The following is a 19,907-nucleotide window of genomic DNA, read 5'->3' on the forward strand; positions in this document are numbered from 1 at the left end:
TTAAGAGGGGCTATCTGACTTTTTAAACGGTAGGGTTCCTTTGCAGCTTGGGTATGTTGAACATCCCCAAAATTTTGATGCTCGCTTTTTCCCTGGTGCTTTCCCTTTTTTTAGTTTCATAACACTGCCGCAGTTAGGACAGTTAGGGCAGTTCTCTTCCTCAATACGTTGTTCTGGTTTCCCTCGATTATCTGGGTATGTCTTTTTGCATGTGACATTTTGGCATCCCCAGAAAAACCCATTTTTCCCTTTTATTCTGTGTAGTTCTCCACCACAGTTAAAGCAGTCATATGTTGGGGGCTTCGCGGTAGCAAAAGCCTTATCCATTGCGCCTCCCTTCTTTGAGAGAGCTGGTGCCACATTTTTGAGCTGCTCAACGATCTGACAAGTCCAAGACATGATTTGTTTCATGAAGACAGACATGTTTCCTGATCCAGAGGCGATCTTCTCTAGCTCTTGCTCCCAAGCCGCTGTCATACCAGGAGATTTGATGGCCGGAGGGAGCACCGCTATCAGCGCGTGTGCCTTGTCAGTTGCAATTAAGTTTTTTTTCTGGCGACTAAAATACCCCTTATCAACAGCGCCTTGAATAATACTGGCTCGTGTAGCTGGTGTTCCTAGCCCCGCAGTGTCTCTTAGAATCTGTTTGAACTTCTCCTCAGTCACAAATTTGGCAATATTCTCCATCGCAGATAACAATGTTGCCTCAGTAAAGTGTGGAGGAGGGCGAGTCATCTTGTTTGCTAGCTCAGCGTTATTCAAGCGAGCTGGCTCACCTTGGCTTACGTGGGGGAGCTTCTCCTGTTCGATGGGCCTGTCATCGCTGTCGTTTTCGCCTTGAGGATCACTTTCATCCTCAGAAGTGAAGAGCACTTTCCATCCTTGTTTAGTCGGCGTTTTCCCCGAGGTATTGAAGAAATGATGCCCACATTGCACCTCAATTTTTGTCTTGGAGAATTCGAACTCACTATAAAATTGAGCAATGTAGAAGCGACGAATAATATCGTATAGGTTATATTCAATCTCACTCATTGATGAGATATTGACCTTTGCTGGTGTTGGGATAATCGCGTGATGCGCTGTAACTGCTGCGTCGTTAAATACCCGTGCTTTACGATGTGGATTAGTACCAGCCACCAGCCCAGAGACATTGTTATCGGAGAGAATTAGCGCTTGTAGGATATCTGGGATGTCTCCTTTTTGGCTTTCAGGTAAGTATCGACTATCTGTTCGTGGATAAGTTGTTGCTTTGTGAGTTTCATATAAAGCTTGGGCAGCGTTCAGAACTTGTTGAGCAGTGTAGCCCCAACGGTTACTAGCATATTGCTGTAGGGATGTTAGATCAAAGGGGAGGGGGGCTGACTCTTTTCCTGGTTTTGTCTCCGCCTTACTAATGATGGCATTCGCTCCATTGATCTGGGAGATTACCTTTTCAGCAAAAGCTTTGTTGATACAACGTCCTTGTTCATCACTGCACTCATCTGGAGGTGTCCATTGGGCGGTGAACTGCCCGTTTTGTACGGAAACACACACACCCATAGTCCAGTATGGAGATGGCGTAAAAGCTGAGATATCTCGATCTCGTTGGCAAACTAAGGATATCGTTGGAGTGATAACCCTTCCAACGTGAAGGACTTGTTTGTATCCAACGTTACGGGCGAGAACTGAATAGAGCCGACTTGTATTGATGCCCACCAGCCAGTCAGCTCTTTGTCGAGCAAGAGCTGCATAATAGAGAGGAAGTGTCTCTGAACCATCTTTGATCTGAGCTAGTGCTTTTCTAATGCTGGCTTCATCGAGAGCTCTTAGGCACACTCTGCGGATCGGACCAGCGTAGTGAAACCTGTCTAGTAATGAACGAGCGATAGATTCACCTTCTCGATCATAGTCGGTAGATATATAGATGGTCTTGGCCTTTTTAACTAGGTGCTCAATTGCTTTATATTGTTTTATTGAGTTTTTTCTAACGTTATACATCCATGTCGTAGGCGTTATAGGTAATGTCTCAAGAGACCAAGACTTAAATTTTTCGTCGTAGTCTTCCGGCATGAAAAGCTCAAGCAAATGACCTACTGCCCAAGTTATGACAGTATTCCCCCCATCATGTAGGAAGCCTTCTCCTCGTTGGCGAGCATTTAGTACCTCTGCCAGATCTTTCGCTTGAGAGGGTTTTTCACAGATATAGAGATCCATTATATTCCTCCACTCATTAAGGAATGTTGCTTGGCTAAGTCAACCCAGTTTTGAGCTAGGCTACTCATTTCGGGGTGGTCTCTAGATAGGTTATTGAGTACACCTGAAATGACATAGGCTGCTTCTTGGGGACTTTCTCTCAAGCTAGCCTCTTGAAGCATGATGGTTAATGCTTCATAGAGCTTTGCTTGTTGTTGTTGGATATCGTTGGGAGTGACTATTTGAGAGCTTTGCATGGGTTCACCACCGAGAAAGGTCTAACAGAGTTTCGAACGATGCTCCGTTCAGCGTCTGATATGGGCTTTTTAGTGCAGAAGTGCGTCCAAGCAGTTAGATAATCGTTGTAGCTATGGGAGGGAGGGATGCAACCAGTTAAGGCGTTTCTAGGGATGTTGGTTTCTCCTTGGGCTTTTATAAACCGCCAATCATGCTCATCCATCCCTTTTCCGTTGTCACAATATCGTTCCCAGCGGGATAATTCATATAGTGAGTAACCTTTCCCCTCACTCATGGAGTTGAATAGGCCATTATTACCAGTGTTCTTACGAAGCATACCACCAGTTTGTACTTGAGCATTATTCATCGTTGATCCGACATTACCATTGCCGAGTACATGAACATATGCTGGTTGCCGTAGAGCAGCTCCACCTCTACCTATATTGTCCCATGACTGGGACAGCTCTCTTGTGACTCGGTTTGGTTTGGTTAGATCCGCAGGGTTTGGCCCCATGTCTTTTTGTTGTTCCGATGCGCACCCGGTAAGAATTAGAGCTCCCAAGGCTACAATCAGTCGTTTCATTGCGTTATCCCTTTCCTAATGTGGTCTGTAGGTATAGTTCCCATTCTAAAAGGGTGGGGCTCGAAAGAAGGCTTCTCAAACTGCCCAAATTGGACAGTAAGGCGTCTGTGAGAATGAAATATGATTTGAGAGCATGTAGTTACTCGAAATATAAAAGATGAGAAGACGGTCTACATGCTGAAAGCCCTGTACAAGTTATTTGGTAAAGATCGGGGTGAAACGACACCAAATGTAAGGGTGCTTCCTCTCCATGATATAGAGGATGAGGATATTCCCCGCTATCCACCGTTTGCCAAGGGTTTACCTGTTGCTCAACTAGATAGGATTCTTGCTACCCAGGCTGAGTTAATTGAAAAGGTAAGGAACTCTCTAGGGTTTACCGTTGAGGAGTTCAACAGACTAGTTCTTCCGGTGATCCAGCGCTATGCAGCATTTGTGCATCTGTTACCAGCCTCTGAGTCCCATCACCATCGAGGTGCTGGTGGACTTTTTCGCCATGGTTTAGAGGTGGCATTCTGGTCGTCTCAAGCATCAGAGTCAGTGATCTTCTCTATAGAGGGTACTCCGCGTGAACGTCGCGATAATGAACCTCGATGGAGATTGGCAAGCTGTTTTTCTGGACTTCTACATGATGTAGGTAAACCTCTATCCGATGTATCTATCACGGATAAAAATGGCGTTATCACATGGAATCCATACTCAGAGTCCCTATACGATTGGGCCAGCCGCCACGATATTGATCGTTACTTTATCCGATGGAGAGATAAGAGACATAAGAGGCATGAGCAATTCTCTTTGCTCGCTGTAGATCGGATTATTCCGGCAAATACACGAGAGTTTTTATCGGTATCTGGCCCCTCGATCATTGAGGCTATGTTAGAGGCAATTGCTGGAACGAGCGTGAACCAGCCTGTAGCAAAACTGATGTTGGCCGCAGATCAAGAGAGTGTAGCCCGTGATTTAAGGCAGAGCCGCCTTAATGTCGATGAGTTCTCTTATGGTGTTCCTGTCGAACGATATGTCTTCGATGCTATTCGCCGATTAGTAAAAACAGGCAAGTGGAAGGTTAATGAGCCAGGGGCCCGAGTTTGGCATCTTCACCAAGGAGTTTTCATTGCCTGGAAACAATTGGGTGAGCTTTATGATTTGATCAGTCATGACAAAATTCCTGGCATTCCACGTGATCCGGATACTCTCGCAGACATCCTTATTGAACGAGGCTTTGCCATTCCTAATACCGTAACGGAAAAGGGGGAAAGGGCTTACTATCGCTATTGGGAAGTGCTCCCTGAGATTCTTCAAGAGGGCTCGGCATCAGTGAAGATTCTGATGCTGCGTTTGGAGTCGAATGACTTGGTTTTTACTAGTGAGCCACCAGCGGTTACAAAGGCCGAGGTGATCGGCGATGTTGCTGGTGTAGAGATTAAGTTTACTGACCCTGATAGCGATAGCGATAGCGCAGAACAGGACAGCGCGGTTAATGAGCAAGGAGAAGATGAGTCTGTATTGTCTAGTAATGTGCTGGCGGCAGCACAGGAGGCGGATAAGGCATTAGCCGATATTGGTTTTGGAGATGTAATGAGCCTCATGGGCGATCTTTCACATGAGGATAATGATATGCGAGGACTTCCCTCGGTACAGGGTGATCGAGTGGAGGATAGCCCTAATGAAACACAAAGTACCTCGCCAGATTCAAAAGGAGAGGAGATTTCTCCTCAAGAGATCGCGCAAAGTGCTCCTCCATTGGATCTGAATAATCCGCTTAAAGCTCTCCAGGACGTGACCTGGGACTTTAGCCACGATGGTGTCACATCCGAACAAAATCCCCCTTCACCGACTAACCCTTCAACTATGGCGCAGGTTGCTATAGAGCAAAGTGATAGCAATGACCCAGGCCAATTGCCCGAATGGGCCGTAGAAACCATACCAATGTCTTTTGGTGGGGTTACAGACCCAATACCTGAGGATAACTCCCCCCAGTATATGACTGGGGTAGACGAGATACCTTCACCGAGTGAGAGGGCTATTTTACTAGAGCTGCTTACGACTTATGGAGAAGCTACCGAACTACTCAAACGAGCCATTCTGCCCGTGCTGGAGGGAAAATCCACTTTAGGTGAGGTCATATGCCTCATTAAAGGACAGGTGGTGGTTTTATATCCTGATGGTGCTAGTTCTATAGGTGTTCCATCAGAGGTCCTTTCTTCGCTATATCAAGCTGGTGCCATTGATACTGATCCATGTATGCCTAATCGAAAAGTTCGTGATTTTGATGGTGTTAAAGCTATAGCACTTGAGGAGAGGTTATCCAATGCCATTGTTGCAGCGATCAAAGAGGCAGAGTCCTCAATGAGAGGATACCAAGGAGTGTTTGTAGCTCCAGCACAGTTAAAGGAACAGGCTCTAGCTGCGTTGGTATCTCTTCCGAAAGGGCAGGATAAAACGGCCACTACACTCGGATCAGCTACTGCCCCCTCACAATCTGGCTCTGTATTGGAAAAACAATCGAAAAGACGGAAACGAAGAGCCCAGAGAGCGGCTAAAGATGATGAGGGTACAGAAAAAGCTATCCAGGATAGAGACAGCATCACGAGCAGACAACGATCTCAGAGTCGATCTGCTTTAGCAGAGTTATCGGCAGATACACAGCAGCCGGTTGATAGTGAGAAGCAGAATATTGCCCACCTCCCAGTAAGGGAAAAGAGATTTGAGCCTATAGAGAGGCTGGCTCAACAGCCAACATCACAAGACAAAGTAGCTCAGGTTGCTGTAAGTGATCTAGATGCTGAATGGGCAATACAAGCTAAAAGGAAAGGTCCCCCAGAGGATTTACCGGAGGATATATTTCTTCCTCCCAAGCTTAAACCAGAGCAAGCGATTGAGATGCTCAAAGAGATGATCCAGAAGCGCTCAGGACGATGGCTGGTCTCGTCAGTGGAAGAGCAAGATGGATATTTAGTAACTAGTGCCAGATCTCTTGACGTGATTGCGGACAGCGGGTTGGGTGTTTCTAAATTTATTTTATCCGGTGTGTTGAGTAGAGCTCAAAATCGACCGGTGCTTAAAAAAATTGATGGGAAATTATACTTAGAGGTGAATAAATGACGATGAGTTATGATCCACTCGCCTATGAGATGCCATGGCGTCCTAACTATGAGAAGAGCGCTGTATTTGGCTGGGTTGGCGCTGCCGGTATAGCTTTAGCAGTGGAGTCAATTAGTACCATGCCTCCAGAACCGTTTTATTGGATGAGCGGTATTTGTGGGGTTATGGCAATGGCTCGTTTGCCAAAGGCAATTAAGCTTCATTTACTCCAGAAGCATCTAAGTGGACGGGAGCTAGAGTTTATATCTATTGCTGATTTACAGAAGAGTATGCGCGATACACCTAAGGATATGTGGATCGGCAATGGCTTTATGTGGGAGAACCGTCATGCACAACGTGTTTTTGAAATTTTAAAGCGTGATTGGACATCCATTGTCAGATACGAAAAGGGATTTAAGAGGATTATACAGGGCAAGAAAAAGGAACTTCCGATAGGACAACCGTGGATTCATGGTGTGGAACCAAAGGAGATCAGATTATTACAACCTCTGAATCATACAGAGGGGCATACATTGATTGTTGGTACAACCGGCTCCGGGAAGACGCGAATGTTTGATATTTTAATATCTCAAGCCATTTTGCGTAATGAGGCTGTCATTATTGTTGACCCTAAAGGTGATAAAGAGATGCGGGATAACGCTCGAAGAGCTTGTGTCGCAATGGGACAGCCTGAGCGCTTCGTATCGTTCCATCCTGCTTTTCCAGAAGAGTCCGTGAGGATTGATCCTCTACGAAACTTCTCTCGTGTTACTGAAATCGCGAGTCGATTGGCTGCTTTGATTCCATCAGAAGCTGGTGCAGATCCTTTCAAATCATTTGGATGGCAAGCACTAAACAATATTGCTCAAGGGTTAATTATTACCCATGAGCGCCCTAATCTAGTTAAACTTCGTCGTTTTTTAGAAGGGGGTGCAGCTAATTTAGTAAGTAATGCAGTTCGAGCATATGCTGAGCGAGTTATGCCTGATTGGGAGCAAGAGGCAGTTCCATATTTAGATAAAGTTAAAAATGGCTCGCGGGAAAAGATAGCATTTGCCTTGATGAAGTTCTATGAAAATGTTATCCAGCCTAAACATCCTAACTCAGACTTAGAGGGGTTGTTGTCTATGTTTCAGCATGACCAGACACACTTTTCTAAAATGGTAGCTAACCTATTGCCAATAATGAATATGCTAACATCCGGCGATTTAGGTTCATTACTATCTCCTGATGCGACTGACTTGACAGATGAACGGCCAATAACTGACTCGGCAAAAATAATTAATAATGCACAAGTGGCATATTTAGGCTTGGACTCTCTTACCGATAGTATGGTTGGTAGCGCTATGGGCTCTATCTTTCTATCTGACTTAACGGCAGTAGCTGGTGATAGATATAACTATGGCATTGACAATAAACCGGTGAACATCTTTGTTGATGAGGCTGCTGAGGTAATTAATGATCCGTTTATTCAGCTTCTTAACAAAGGCCGTGGTGCAAAATTACGACTTTTTGTGGCAACACAAACTTTTGCTGACTTTGCAGCGAGGCTAGGAAGTAAAGACAAGGCTCTTCAAGTTCTAGGTAATATTAATAATACATTTGCTCTTCGTATTGTTGATGCTGAGACTCAAGAGTATATAGCGGAGAACTTACCAAAAACGCGCCTTAAATATGTCATGAGAACACAAGGGCAAAATACGGATGGAAGTCAGCCAATTATGCATGGAGGGAACCAAGGGGAGCGTCTAATGGAGGAGGAGGCAGACTTATTCCCTCCGCAATTACTTGGGATGCTACCCAACTTAGAATATATAGCTAAAATTTCTGGTGGTACGATTGTGAAGGGTAGGCTACCTATACTGACTCAATAAGAGCAATATAATGGATAAAAAAAACTATATAAATTATAAGGTGGCTTTTATGAGTCCAGTTGAACAAGTTATTAATCAGTTGAAGAGTCGAGGGAGAAAAAATGCTCATATTCTCAGTATCCTCCAGCTAGATTGGCCTGTGTCCGAGATTATTATCGAAAAGTTGATTGGGTATATCTCTGATGGGATATCTGCTAATGATGAGCCAGTTATTTACTCCATCATTGAAGAGGCCTTGGATCGTTATAGTAAATTTGTTTTTCATGATAATAAAGAAAAGTATGAAGACCCTGCGAGAATCAGTGCTTTTGTTGAGAGTATTATTACTGAGACTAGTCGAGCTTTAGAAGTTCAAATTGTTGATGGCTGTGGCTATTCATGGTCTGTTGATTCAGGTGAGCCGTTTTCTCAGTGGATATCAACTCACACGGGAGAGCTATCTATTAAACCGCAACCTCATGAGGATGAAATATCTTTGCGAAGCTTCCTCTATGAACTCATCACTAGTGAAAATGTTAGAACAGTTTTAAGGAGAACTAACTATGAAGAATCAGTGGTTGCTGGTCGTTTGGCTTTTAGTCATTGAAACCGTGATGATCCTTTTGCTGATTCCTGGCGATTGGACTGATAAAGCTATTAAGCGAGAGTCTGTGCTGGTGGAGAAAAGTCTTGGCATAGAATCTCGTCACTGGATACAAAGTAAAGCTTCTGAGTGGTTTAAAGAGAGTGTCGTTGATTCTGGCTTTTACGATGGAATGCATCGTACATTGATCCCATCTGAGGAAGAACGGTTGAAGTCACGAGGAATGCAGAATATGGGAGGGGGATGGTTCTCTTGGGTTAAGGGGAGAATAGATGCTTTAGTTAGCATTATCTATCAGTTCTATACTAGAGTAGCTCTTTTACTCGCTTGGGCACCATACATGCTTATTCTCTTTGCTCCAGCAGTTTATGATGGTGTTATGACATGGAAAATAAAAAGGACGAATTTTGACTATGCTAGTCCGGTGCTTCATCGGTACAGTGTCCGTGGAACTATTTATTTGATATCGGGCCTGTTTATTATCTTTTTTATACCGATTGCGCTTAACCCTATCATCATCCCAATGGTTATGATGCTGTGCTGTGTTCTCGTTGGGTTAACTTTCGGGAATTTACAAAAACGGGTATAGCATCGTTTTTTCCTAGTAACACAGCGGTTCAGGCCGCTGTGTGTCCATCTACCAAGCAGACAGATCAGCTCTTCGTGCCCTAAATAGGTTAGTGTGGCCCTATATAGATAAGGGGTTCTGAGTAATGATTATGGGTGAAGATAGAGCTGAATGATATTTAGGGGGGGGTATGGATTTAGTGTGTAGGGTTATCTTAGTTGCCCTGGTCGCAGCTATTTGTGGTCCGGTGCTTGCGTCTAGTAACGTACCTCCTTCTGAGGTATCTGAGGGTTATGTCATCGATAGCTTGGATAAAAAAATTGAGATGATAAAAGTAAGTTGTCCGGAATGTGCATTGGTAGCTACTGATGTAATAGAGCTTCGTGTTCATAATTGCCAGCTAAAAAATACATCTAGTGAGATGCTTCTGGGAACAATGAAAAATGACCCAATGTATTTTTTTATGCTGGAGGTATATACCTTGGCAGGTTTTGAAAAATATAAGTATGTGAAAGGGGTTGCTGAGTCGGCTGTTGACTGCGGTAATCCAGTTAATTGGGTGCATCTAACTTGGAGAGGCCTCTGGAACTGAGCCTAGGGCGTTGTCAGGGGTAATGCTCTGCCACCAGCTACTTGAGTTAGAGCTCATTCTGATGTTTCACATGTGAAAGTTGCTATGGTCAGAGCGTGGAGCTATGCGGTGTTTTGGGGGGTGTAGATGGCATAGGGGATATGACTGGTATTTCACATGTGAAAGGGACTTCTAGCTATGCTCAGAGAGGTCCCTGTGTTTCACATGTGAAAATTCCCTAGAGATCAAGGCAGGTGGCGTTTTCGCCACCTTTTTTATTCGTTGCTGTAAGTGCCCGAAAAGGGCGCGAAGCCGTGGCAAAAAATCAATGCTATTGAATGAAAATGGTCTTCACTAGGGATAATGAGGGCTGATATGAAACCTACAAAAATACCTGGCTGGATTGATGAGCCACCGCATTTGCTTTTGTGGAGTGCTGATGAATTAGTCCCAATGATACTGGGGTTAACGATAGGTGTGGTCATCGGTAAGGCTTTGGTCTGCTTCTTGATTGGTGTGGGTATCACTAATCTTTATCGTAGATTTAGAGATAACCATCCTGATGGCTATCTCCTTCATATGATTTATTGGGCTGGATTTATTATGACAAAAGCTAAATCCATGAAGAATCCATATGTTCGGAGGTATTTACCGTGAATTATAAAAAATACCTCAAAACTTGGGAGGGGCTCCAGACAGAAAATAAATGGGGCCGTATTTTTCAAAGTGGATTGATTATTATCATTATTTTATTGGTTGTTTTGATTTTTCGTAAAGAAACAATTATTGCAATCCAACCATTTACTCTTACAGAAGAAGCATTAGTAACAAAAAACAACTCATCTCAGTCTTATAAAGAGGCTTGGGGATTCGCTTTTGCCCAGTTGTTTGGAAATGTGACACCAGGGACTGTAGGTTTTATTACTGAGCGAGTTCGGCCTTTCCTCTCTCCTCGCATCTATCAAGATGTGATTGATGCTATTGAGATGCAATCTCGCCAGATTAAAAATGACCGAGTTTCAATCCGATTTGAACCTCGGACGGTGGAGTATGAGCTTAATAGTGACAAGGTATTTGTATATGGTTACTCCTACACGAAAGGTGCGTCTTCAACAGAAGAACGTAGTGAGAGAACTTATGAATTCATTATAAAAATATCCAACTATGCACCTTTGTTAGATTTTATTGATACCTATATAGGGAAACCACGTACTGAAAAAGTTTTAGAGCAGATGAAGCGTAAAGAGGAAAGCAGGAGATCTCATGAGTAACAACGTTAAGTGTTCATTGCTACTGGTTTTGCCATTGGCATTTGCGACATCGTTGGTTTATGCCACCGATGATATTCCTGTGGTTCCTGAGAGTGTAATGAAAAAAAATGTTCCTGCGCCGGTAATGACTGGGCAAAGCTCAAGGATGACTATAAGGATGAACGAAAGCGCATTGCTGACAATGAAGCCTGGCGTAAATCAAATCATCCCAATAGCAATTGGTCATCCAAATCGGATCGTTACGCCATTTAGTAATCCAGAGGTTGTCTCAACATCTTTAAGCGGCTCTAACGAAAATGGGCAATGTGGAGAAATCTGCATAAAAGAGAATGTGGTTTATGTTGCGACTGATAAAGAGAGTCCGGTAACAGCCTTTATTACTGAGAAAGGATCAGAAGCACAATCTCTGAGCTTAACGATGGTTCCTCGTCGAATTCCACCTAGAGAGGTTTTCCTCAAGCTTGATAGCAGTAATGGTATGGGGATCGGTAGCTCCTTTGGAAACTCTAAGGCTGAGACTTGGGAAACAAGCCAGCCTTATGTCGAGACTGTTCGTACTGTATTTCGAAAGATAGCTTTGGGTGAGATTCCCCAAGGGTACACAATTAATCGTATCCCATCAGGCATAAGTACGCCAAGTTGCGCCCAACCTGGAGTCCGTGTGGATTTTAGCAAAGGGCAGTATGTGATGGGACACCATTTGAATGTTTTCATTGGGGTGGCTGAAAATGTTGCAAATCAACCTATAGAAATTAAAGAGGCCATGTGTGGAGGGTGGGATGTCGCGGCTGTGACCTCTTGGCCTTACAACGTATTAGAACCGGGGCAGAAAACTGAGATTTATGTAGCGAAGAAACAATTAAGAGGCACGGCTCCAACATCTAAGCGACCTTCTCTTTTAGGAGGTGTCCAATGATCAAGACGGCGGCCACTAAGTTTTGGGTTGAACTTGACCCCAAGAAGAAACGCATCTTAATGATCGTTGGTAGTGTTGCGGCACTTTTTGCCATCATATCGCTGTTTTCCGGTGGACAACAGAAAGAGGAGAAGCGTGGTCGCCAAGATACGATCAAGCATGTTCTTACAGATAAGAATACTCGCGATATCGGAATTGACTCTCTTTCTGCTGATGTGAAGATGGTTGAGCGCCAAAATGCTGAGTTAAAAAGAGAGATTGAGCGTCTTAAAAGGGAAGGGAGTAAAAATAAAGGGCCATCAGAGACCGCTAATGAAAATCAAGAGATCGGGCGCTTACGAGAAGATGTTGATCGCCTACTGAAAACCAATATTGAATTAGAAAAGCTGGTCCAAAAAGGTGATAAAGGACAGGCTTCTGCACCATCTAATGCCTCTCGTTCAGTGGCATCAGTAGATGGTGGTAATGCTTCTTTTCTTGATAAGACTCCAGACTATAAAGACCCGGCAGCTTTCTTCCGGGATGCTCCCTTACCAGACTCCAAAGGTATTGCTCCATCTATGGGCAAAGATGAGAATCGTAATGTAAACAAGTCATCGGGAATACAGATTGTTACCTACTCACAGAAATCACCGGTTATAGAAGAGAAAGAGGAAAAGGAAGGAGATTCGATTTATTTACCATCAGGCTCCATTCTGACTGGTGTTCTGATAAATGGTATGGATGCACCAACATCTCAAGGTGCTAGACGAGATCCCTTCCCATCAACTATGCGTATTCAGAAAGAGGCTATTCTGCCAAACCGTTTTCGGGCAGATGTTCGAGAGTGTTTTTTGGTTATTTCTGGATATGGTGATCTTAGCTCGGAGCGGGCTTACTTACGGGGTGAAACATTCTCGTGTGTCCGTGATGACGGTGGTGTAATTGAGGCAAAACTAGATTCTTATGCTGTGGGGGAGGATGGCAAGGCTGGTGTTCGTGGGCGCGTCGTATCTAAGCAAGGGCAGATTATTGCGAAGAGTTTAATGGCTGGTTTTTTAGGTGGTGTCTCCGATGCTTTTGACATTAATCCGGTCCCAGTTATTAACACTAATCCTGGCACAAATACTCAATATCAGTCTGTTTTCTCAAACCAGATGTTGCAGGGGGCTGCTGTTAAAGGTGCGAGTAAAGCCCTAGATCGTATTGCTCAATTCTATATCGACATGGCTGAGGGTATTTTCCCAGTTATTGAAGTTGATGCCGGTCGTCAAATTGATGTGATCGTAACAAAAGGGACCAAGCTGCAAATCCGTTCGACAGGGGGCAAGAAAAAATGATTTGTTTGACCAAAATGGGCTTTTCTAGAGGCGGTGCTTCACATAAACAAACAGTAAGATGTTTGAAGATGTTGGGAGCCGTAGCAGCTCTGTCTATGTTAGCAGGATGCTCGGCTTTCAGCATTGGTAGTGACGAGTATGGCTGCCCTGGGATGCCAAATGGTGTCCAGTGTATGTCAGCACGAGATGTGTACGCCTCTACCAATGATGGAAATGTCCCACGTCCAATGAAGCAAGAGGAGGGTGAACCTAAAGCGAATAGTAAGGGGTCCTCCAACGTTTCTGCGAGCTCAGCTAAATCTGGAGATCCTGTTATTGACACGTATGTCGCTCCCCGACTTCCGGATCGGCCAATTCCAATTCGTACACCTGCACAGGTTATGAGGATTTGGGTTGCTCCGTGGGAAGATACAAATGGCGATCTCATTGTTACAGGATACGTTTATACAGAGATTGAGCCTCGCCGATGGGTTATCGGTGATGGTACACCTCAAACAGAACCAGTGTTGAGACCGTTGCAAACGGTAAAAAATGAATCGAAGTCTGAACTGAAATAAGCCATCAAGGAGATGTAACTGATGAACTTTAATGAGCTGTTATGTGTTGAAAAGAAAAAACAAGTCTTCCTCTTCTCTTTAGCAGTAGCGGCATTAGCTATTTTATTCGTATCTGTCCAGGCACATGCAGGGACCGGTGGTACAGAGTTTGATGAAGTCTGGACAACTCTTAAAGATTGGACTCAAGGTACGTTGGGTCGAATTGTCGCTGGTGCCATCATTTTGGTAGGGATTGTCGGGGGGATCGCCCGTCAGTCTCTGATGGCTTTTGCTATGGGGATCGGTGGTGGTATGGGCCTGTATAACGCTCCAACCGTCGTCGAGTCTATGATGTCTGCTACGTTAGAACATGCAGAAAAGGTGATCCCTGCGGTTGTCCATATCACTAATGGCCTGGTAATTTAAGGTTCTATCCCCCTCTAGATCTAGATTGAAAGGGTAGCGGAAACGCTGCCCTTTTATATATCTGCTCCCATTCTGAAAAATATTCATACATATAGCGAATGTTCTCAAAAAGGGCAGTTACACATCCCATGTTTTTGCGTCTTATCCATTAATCTCCAGCATTGGGTTCTTGTAACCCTAGATAAATGGAGAATGTGATGATCAGATTAAAGCCTAAAATTTCAGCTTTACTGGGCACAATCGCAGTTCTGTCCGTTGGGACTGCTGATGCAGAGCTGCTTGAATATACCTTCCGGGCTCCAGATGGAACGCAACGATCTCTGTCCGCGAATGCGAACTACGCCAATCCGATGGATAATGTGTCATTTTCACTAAGTGCTGGTATTGATAGAAAAGTCAGGATATCGGTACTAAAGCCTGATGGCTCAGTGCTTTCCACACAGACGAGCCATCTCTTAGGGGCTACAGACCGTATCACTGTCGGTGGTAAGTCTTACTATGGTGCGGAGCTTCAACTACCAGCTCCACCAGCGGGAGTATATAGACTCAAAGCTGAAATCATTGCCTCAGATAACTCTAGTGTTCAGAGCGACGAGTACCCTTTTTCAGTTGATACCTCTTCACCAACCATTAGCTCAGTCTCCCCTGTTTATAACACGTTCGGCCAAGTTAATAGCGGAAGTGTTTGGAAACTAGGGAGAGGTGGCGCTGAGAGAAACTCTTTCGTGATGACAGGTATTTCTGATGATTCGCCGATAAAGAGTGTACATGTAAAACTGTACCGTCAGGACGGTTCTATCCATAAAGATGAGGCGATGGACTACGATGCCGCTAACAAACAGGCGCGGCTATTTTTTGAGGATGGTTTTTTCCCGAGCACTGATCTTGATGAGGTCTTCAACCTTCAATTCGAGGTCGTGGATAGTGCAGGGAATATCTATGTATCTCCTCGCCAGCAGGTGATGTTTGATAACGTTGTGAATGCCCCCTCCACTCCATTTGGGGTATTCGATCCTGATAGTACGAGTAGCTTAGGCCCAGGGTTACAGAGTTTTGTCCCATACGTTAGTGGAATGGTCTCTAAAACTAACCCTATCAAGCTAGCATGGCGAATCCCTCGTAATAACTGGCATGAGTATCGAGAGGGGGGCCTTAACATGGTGAACTCTCTTGGTGAGATGACAAAGGTTGGGGAGGATAGCAACTACGTTTATCTTGTCACAACTGCATCCTATGGAAATACCGATGGTAACTATTGGCGTTGGGTGAACTTCGGTGAATGGGGTGGATCATATATCTCATATAATTTGAGCCTTGCTCCATCTGCGCCAAAAAGCCCGAGGCTTCTTGGTGTAGATTACAACTACAGCGATATTGGATGGTCAACTATGCACCGTTACTGGGTGAAGAATGATGTTCTTCCAGTAACAGTTAGTGCAATGAAAGTTAAGGTGGAGCCCCGGCCTTATCTGCAAAAGGCCGTTCATCGGGGGACTTGTGAGATTCCCGCAGGGCAAGATCACTGTATCATTGCTAATAGTTTTACGATGGCTAAGGGAACTAGTGGCTATGTGCATGATAATGTCACTGTATTTAATGCTGACGAGTCATTGCGCTCTAACCCGATGTGGGCAGAGGTAAACTGGAACGATCAGTATTACCCTCAACTAACTCAAAAATATGATCCAGAGAGTAAGGTATTTACTCTGTTCGTAAATCAGGCCGGTCGAGGTTCCTTTTTTGATAGGCTTCGATTAAGAGGGGCTTGGATCGAGGACGACAAAGGAAACCGTCTATCACCAGTCGGGGGATTGCTTTCTGATAACTGGGAAAATTACACCTACCAGTGGGATCTTAAAACATTACCCGAAGGGCAATTTAACTTAGTTGCTGCCGCAGAGGAGATGCATGGGCCGCTTACTCGTCAGCCAATGTTCCAACTGACTTCTGACAGAACACCACCCACAATGGCTATCAGTGTAGCCAATGGTGCTAATATCCAGAGCTTAGATGATGTTGTCGTTACTTTAGTCGATGCAATTGATCCATCTCCCAAGTTAGAGTCGATATCTCTTGTTGGCGGTCCGGCTAAAGAGACAGTTCAGTTGTCATGGCGTGAGGAGGCAAGGGGGCAGTTCCGTTTAGAGTATCCGGTGATGTTCCCCTCTCTCAAAGAGGGGGAGTCATATACCCTGACAATCAAAGGTAAAGATGCTCAGGGTAACTCGGTGGCTAAGGCTGTGACACTCGCCTATAAACCACGCCAAGTAACTCTAGCTGATGGCATGGATGGAAAGGTCATGATTCCAGCGGTCACGTATGAATTTACTCATACTGATGGCAGCCGAATATTGGAGACCCAGCCATTAACATTGAGTGATGGTAACATTGTTAGTGGGTCCTATGATGTCTTCGCAACATTGCGCTCTGATGCAAAAGTCCCCCTTGTTGTGAATGGAGTTAGTATCCAGCCAGGGCAGACGATGGGCATTATGAGCCAACACGATTTCAGCGCCTCCAAAGGGCGATTGAGTATTCCTGTTAAACCCGCAGTGCCTGATATAGTCGGTAGTTCCAGCTTACTAGTCATGACTTCTGCGCCAAACTCTCCGATTCTGGTTGTAGATATCAACACTTGGAAGGGGGCCGCGAAATTATCTGCTGAGTCATGGTCGGTTCGCCAGGTTATCGATCCCGTGAAGATATCTGCGGTTCCGGATACGGGAGTCGCCTGTCGTTTTACTACGAAAGAAAGCGAGGCAAGAGCAGCCGATCCAATTCGAGATCCTGTATGTTTGCTGCAATGGGATAGAACTCCAGATGAGGTAGAGCAAAGCACCTCTGATAGTGAAGGCTTAAAGGTCGCTGGGCTAGTGGGACAGGCTGTGAGTATTGGCGAACAACCCGTTGAATATAGCCTATATTTGTTCAATGGTGACGGTTCTAAAGTTAAGGTTGGCTCAGGCTCTAAATCCCTGTCCGTAACTAGTGCATATGGTGCTGTAGGGTTCGCTCCTCGTGAGGATATCGCCCAAGTCAATCGTGTTATCGAGGATTTCTCTGTCAACCTCAAGCAGAATAAAGGGCCTGATTGTCAGCTAACTCTTACTGCTGAGCGAGCCAAGAAAGAGGCCGCCAATAAACCAATTGGGAGTGCGAGCCGTATCTGCCTCTTTGAATGGAAGCAGATCCCTAATGGTTTAGTTCAAGACCAATATTCTGAATCACCATTCCTTTCTGGAAGTCTCTCTGAGAACGGGCCACACCCATTAGATTGGAGGGTAAGCATTTTTACTCGTAATGGGACGCGAGTTACGTTGAATGATGAGAGCTTCAATATTGAGGCTATTGACCCCCCAACACCTACTATTGCTCTGTCTTCAAAATACAATTTTAAAGACAACATCTACATGGTTCCTATGGCTGGCAGCTATTTGGGGGATGCCGTTATTAGTTCAGAGAAGGCTGATCTGAACATTGAGATTTCACGTAATAACGGTGTCTTAGAGTCAGAGTCATTTGCCCCAGGGTGGGGGGCTACGAATACTGTATATCGTCGTATCAATACAGATGATCGTGCATTATGGGAGGAGACCGCTTACAAGGTTAAGGCATCCTATACGAGAGTTCCTGACGTTAAAGCCGAAGCTGTCTATAGAGCGATCTCAGTGCCCTCTGATGGAGTTAAGCCGGTCGTTGAGGTCGAGGGTGATACGGCCTTGGATACTCAGGCCCTGCCTGTTCGCGTACAAATCCGAGATCAGTACAAGCCTACGGCTAAGTATGATGCGAATACGATGGGCGTATGGAAAGTTAGGTTGATCCAACAAAAAGCCTATAACGAAGTGGTCCCTCTCACTGATTATGCAGAAGCACCCAATGGTGAAGCGCAGTTCGCGGTAGACCTGTCTAAGGTGGACACATCTTCTGTGCGGATTGTTGCTGAGGCTGTGCTGGATAGCCCTATCGAGGGGTATAGCCGTGTCGAGACGTCAAGTAGACCCGCGTTCCTGACAGTATTACGTGGTGGAGCTATTGGTGCTGACATCCAAGCTAGAAAATTATCTGGTAAAGCACCCTTTACTGCTGTGTTCAAGTTGGCTCTTGCTGATCGTCAAGACCTTCGGGCGACAGGACGGGTTGAATGGGAAACCAGTGGTGATGATGGCAAGTCATGGGAGAAGTTTGTTCCGGAAGAACGATATAAGTACCAGTTAGTAAAAACTTTCGATAAAGGGAATTATAAGGTACGTGCGAAAGTCATTAACGTTAACTCTGGAGCAGAGAAGTATACGGAGACGGTTAGTGTTGTTGCTTATGACAAACCGGACATTACTGTCACTGGCCCAACGGCTCTCTTTGTCGGTAGTGAGGGTAAGTACACTGCAAACCTGACGTTAAACAAAGAGGTTATCACAGGAGATCATACTGTAATTGAGTGGTCCACTGATGGCGGTAAAACCTATACCCATACCGGAAACAGCCTCACTCTTTCTAGTAATGAGGAGACTCGATACCGCGTGTGGGCACGAGTCCGTTCGGATCAGGCTCCGGCTGACGATGGGTATGCATATGAGGTAGCGAAGGTCGGTGTAGATTTTCGAGCAATCAAACCGCCGCGCCCTTACATCAAAGGGCCAAAAACTATCGAGATAGGGAAAAAGTACACCTTTAAAGCAGAAACCAGCTTACCCTATCGTGGGATGGATGTGACGGTTAAAGGGTTCTTCACATTACCTAATGGGGCGATCGTTGAAGGTGATACGGCAGAGTATGTACCAGTCGAGGCTGACTTAAATCAGTCTGTCGAGACGAAGTACACGACTTGGATTGAGGGATTCCGTGACCAAGGAGCCGAAGCTACATATAGCTTGCATTCTCGTACCTGGCAGTATGTCTGGCCGCACTTTGCGATGCAGATTCGTAGAAATGCAGATGTCGCTCCGGCGACTGTTAGCGCTTCGGTGAGGGCAATTGCTTTCAATGGTAAGTTGGAAGAGCCCTCATATGAATGGGAGTTGCCGCAAGGTGTGACGGTCCAGGAGCAGAAGCAAGATACAGCTAGGGTGTTTGTGATTAATAATCCGGGTGACTATACGATCAAGGTAACTGTGCGTGATTCCCGTGGTCATGAGACAGTCATCGAACAGCCACTGACTATTGGACAGGCCAAACCCTACTCCATAGATCTGCAATACTCCGGTTCGAATAAGTATCAACGAGAGCCGTTCGATGTATTGTTGCGACCATACATTTCTGGCGGACATCCTCGTGATCGTATTGCAGCTCGAACCTACTCGGTTGATGGTAAGGATCTCGATGGAACTGGGTATTATGGTCGAGCCACGTTGGGTGCCGGTGAGCATAGTATCAAACTCAAAATCAACTCAGAAATGGGGCATGAGGCTGAGGGGGAGGTGAAGATCACTGTTGCAGAGAACAAGCTGCCTACGTGTAACCTTACCTCTAAGGAAACTATCGGCTCATGGATAGTCTACGCAAACTGTGAGGATACAGATGGGCGTATGAAGTCGTATGAGTGGACTATTGGGGGGGAGCTACAGAGCATCCGTTCTGATCGCGTTACTATTAGTAAAGGGGCAAACAAGAGCATACCAACGATCTCTGTTGTTGGTGTTGATGACTCTGGTGGCCGGTCTGAAACCGCTACTATGAACTAAGCATCTCTCGTACATCCTGTCTCGATAAGGCCCGGAGCAATTCCGGGCTTTTTTTTAAATCACGCTAAAGTTGTCCAAATTGGGCG

Annotated in this window: 14 protein-coding genes; 12 read left to right on the plus strand and 2 right to left on the minus strand. The window is 45.1% G+C overall.

What is annotated here, in order from left to right; genetic code table 11:
- Both ETEE_RS19110 and ETEE_RS20660 read right to left on the minus strand, forming a co-directional pair.
- Entirely contained in the window at nucleotides 1-2,193 is a 2,193-nt protein-coding gene (locus ETEE_RS19110) for a DNA topoisomerase 3 (protein ID WP_034164950.1), read from the minus strand.
- Nucleotides 2,193-2,429 carry a hypothetical protein gene (locus ETEE_RS20660; protein ID WP_071881968.1) on the minus strand — a complete coding sequence of 79 codons (237 nt, stop codon included), beginning with the start codon at nucleotides 2,427-2,429 and terminating at the stop codon, nucleotides 2,193-2,195. The genes ETEE_RS19110 and ETEE_RS20660 overlap by 1 nt, the downstream gene beginning before the upstream one ends.
- Before the next feature lie 737 nt (nucleotides 2,430-3,166).
- Between ETEE_RS20660 and mobH the strand changes: the two genes are divergently transcribed.
- The 12 genes from mobH (at nucleotide 3,167) to ETEE_RS19150 (ending at nucleotide 19,821) form a co-directional block, all read left to right on the plus strand.
- Nucleotides 3,167-6,097 (plus strand): MobH family relaxase, encoded by a 2,931-nt coding sequence (gene mobH / locus ETEE_RS19570; RefSeq protein ID WP_051905154.1) that lies wholly within the window; start codon nucleotides 3,167-3,169, stop codon nucleotides 6,095-6,097.
- On the plus strand, nucleotides 6,094-7,950 hold the full coding sequence (gene traD, locus ETEE_RS19120) for a conjugative transfer system coupling protein TraD (RefSeq protein ID WP_081926461.1): 1,857 nt from the start codon (nucleotides 6,094-6,096) through the stop codon (nucleotides 7,948-7,950). The genes mobH and traD overlap by 4 nt, the downstream gene beginning before the upstream one ends.
- Nucleotides 7,951-7,960: 10 nt before the next feature.
- The gene (locus ETEE_RS20670) at nucleotides 7,961-8,536 is read left to right on the plus strand and encodes a hypothetical protein (RefSeq protein ID WP_071881970.1); all 576 of its coding nucleotides are present in this window, start codon (nucleotides 7,961-7,963) and stop codon (nucleotides 8,534-8,536) included.
- Nucleotides 8,493-9,122 (plus strand): IncC plasmid conjugative DNA transfer DtrJ family protein, encoded by a 630-nt coding sequence (locus tag ETEE_RS19125; protein ID WP_034164949.1) that lies wholly within the window; start codon nucleotides 8,493-8,495, stop codon nucleotides 9,120-9,122. The genes ETEE_RS20670 and ETEE_RS19125 overlap by 44 nt, the downstream gene beginning before the upstream one ends.
- A gap of 169 nt (nucleotides 9,123-9,291) precedes the next feature.
- The gene (locus tag ETEE_RS21470) at nucleotides 9,292-9,693 is read left to right on the plus strand and encodes a hypothetical protein (RefSeq protein ID WP_071881971.1); all 402 of its coding nucleotides are present in this window, start codon (nucleotides 9,292-9,294) and stop codon (nucleotides 9,691-9,693) included.
- Between the two features lie 354 nt (nucleotides 9,694-10,047).
- Nucleotides 10,048-10,329: a type IV conjugative transfer system protein TraL gene (gene traL, locus ETEE_RS19130; protein ID WP_034164948.1), complete on the plus strand. Its 282-nt coding sequence runs from the start codon at nucleotides 10,048-10,050 to the stop codon at nucleotides 10,327-10,329.
- Nucleotides 10,326-10,943, plus strand: a complete 618-nt coding sequence (locus tag ETEE_RS19135) for a TraE/TraK family type IV conjugative transfer system protein (RefSeq protein ID WP_034164947.1) — start codon at nucleotides 10,326-10,328, stop codon at nucleotides 10,941-10,943. Before traL ends, ETEE_RS19135 begins: the two co-directional genes overlap by 4 nt.
- Nucleotides 10,936-11,859: a TraK domain-containing protein gene (locus tag ETEE_RS20680; RefSeq protein WP_071881972.1), complete on the plus strand. Its 924-nt coding sequence runs from the start codon at nucleotides 10,936-10,938 to the stop codon at nucleotides 11,857-11,859. The genes ETEE_RS19135 and ETEE_RS20680 overlap by 8 nt, the downstream gene beginning before the upstream one ends.
- Nucleotides 11,856-13,178: a TraB/VirB10 family protein gene (locus tag ETEE_RS19140; protein WP_034164946.1), complete on the plus strand. Its 1,323-nt coding sequence runs from the start codon at nucleotides 11,856-11,858 to the stop codon at nucleotides 13,176-13,178. The genes ETEE_RS20680 and ETEE_RS19140 overlap by 4 nt, the downstream gene beginning before the upstream one ends.
- A complete protein-coding gene (gene traV, locus ETEE_RS20685; protein WP_081926462.1) occupies nucleotides 13,175-13,735 on the plus strand; it encodes a type IV conjugative transfer system lipoprotein TraV in 561 nt (186 codons plus the stop codon). The genes ETEE_RS19140 and traV overlap by 4 nt, the downstream gene beginning before the upstream one ends.
- A 21-nt stretch (nucleotides 13,736-13,756) precedes the next feature.
- Nucleotides 13,757-14,140: a TrbC/VirB2 family protein gene (traA, locus tag ETEE_RS19145; RefSeq protein ID WP_034164945.1), complete on the plus strand. Its 384-nt coding sequence runs from the start codon at nucleotides 13,757-13,759 to the stop codon at nucleotides 14,138-14,140.
- 197 nt (nucleotides 14,141-14,337) lie between these two features.
- Nucleotides 14,338-19,821: an Ig-like domain-containing protein gene (locus ETEE_RS19150; RefSeq protein ID WP_034164944.1), complete on the plus strand. Its 5,484-nt coding sequence runs from the start codon at nucleotides 14,338-14,340 to the stop codon at nucleotides 19,819-19,821.
- The last annotated feature ends 86 nt before the right edge of the window (nucleotides 19,822-19,907 follow it).

Source organism: Edwardsiella anguillarum ET080813, assembly GCF_000264765.2.
Taxonomy (GTDB): domain Bacteria; phylum Pseudomonadota; class Gammaproteobacteria; order Enterobacterales; family Enterobacteriaceae; genus Edwardsiella; species Edwardsiella anguillarum.

Coding starts and splice junctions, on each gene's coding strand:
- ETEE_RS19110 (WP_034164950.1), bottom strand. CDS start 2,193: ATGGATCTCTATATCTGTGAAAAACCCTCTCAAGCGAAAGATCTGGCA.
- ETEE_RS20660 (WP_071881968.1), bottom strand. CDS start 2,429: ATGCAAAGCTCTCAAATAGTCACTCCCAACGATATCCAACAACAACAA.
- mobH (WP_051905154.1), top strand. CDS start 3,167: ATGCTGAAAGCCCTGTACAAGTTATTTGGTAAAGATCGGGGTGAAACG.
- traD (WP_081926461.1), top strand. CDS start 6,094: ATGACGATGAGTTATGATCCACTCGCCTATGAGATGCCATGGCGTCCT.
- ETEE_RS20670 (WP_071881970.1), top strand. CDS start 7,961: ATGGATAAAAAAAACTATATAAATTATAAGGTGGCTTTTATGAGTCCA.
- ETEE_RS19125 (WP_034164949.1), top strand. CDS start 8,493: ATGAAGAATCAGTGGTTGCTGGTCGTTTGGCTTTTAGTCATTGAAACC.
- ETEE_RS21470 (WP_071881971.1), top strand. CDS start 9,292: ATGGATTTAGTGTGTAGGGTTATCTTAGTTGCCCTGGTCGCAGCTATT.
- traL (WP_034164948.1), top strand. CDS start 10,048: ATGAAACCTACAAAAATACCTGGCTGGATTGATGAGCCACCGCATTTG.
- ETEE_RS20680 (WP_071881972.1), top strand. CDS start 10,936: ATGAGTAACAACGTTAAGTGTTCATTGCTACTGGTTTTGCCATTGGCA.
- ETEE_RS19140 (WP_034164946.1), top strand. CDS start 11,856: ATGATCAAGACGGCGGCCACTAAGTTTTGGGTTGAACTTGACCCCAAG.
- traV (WP_081926462.1), top strand. CDS start 13,175: ATGATTTGTTTGACCAAAATGGGCTTTTCTAGAGGCGGTGCTTCACAT.
- traA (WP_034164945.1), top strand. CDS start 13,757: ATGAACTTTAATGAGCTGTTATGTGTTGAAAAGAAAAAACAAGTCTTC.
- ETEE_RS19150 (WP_034164944.1), top strand. CDS start 14,338: ATGATCAGATTAAAGCCTAAAATTTCAGCTTTACTGGGCACAATCGCA.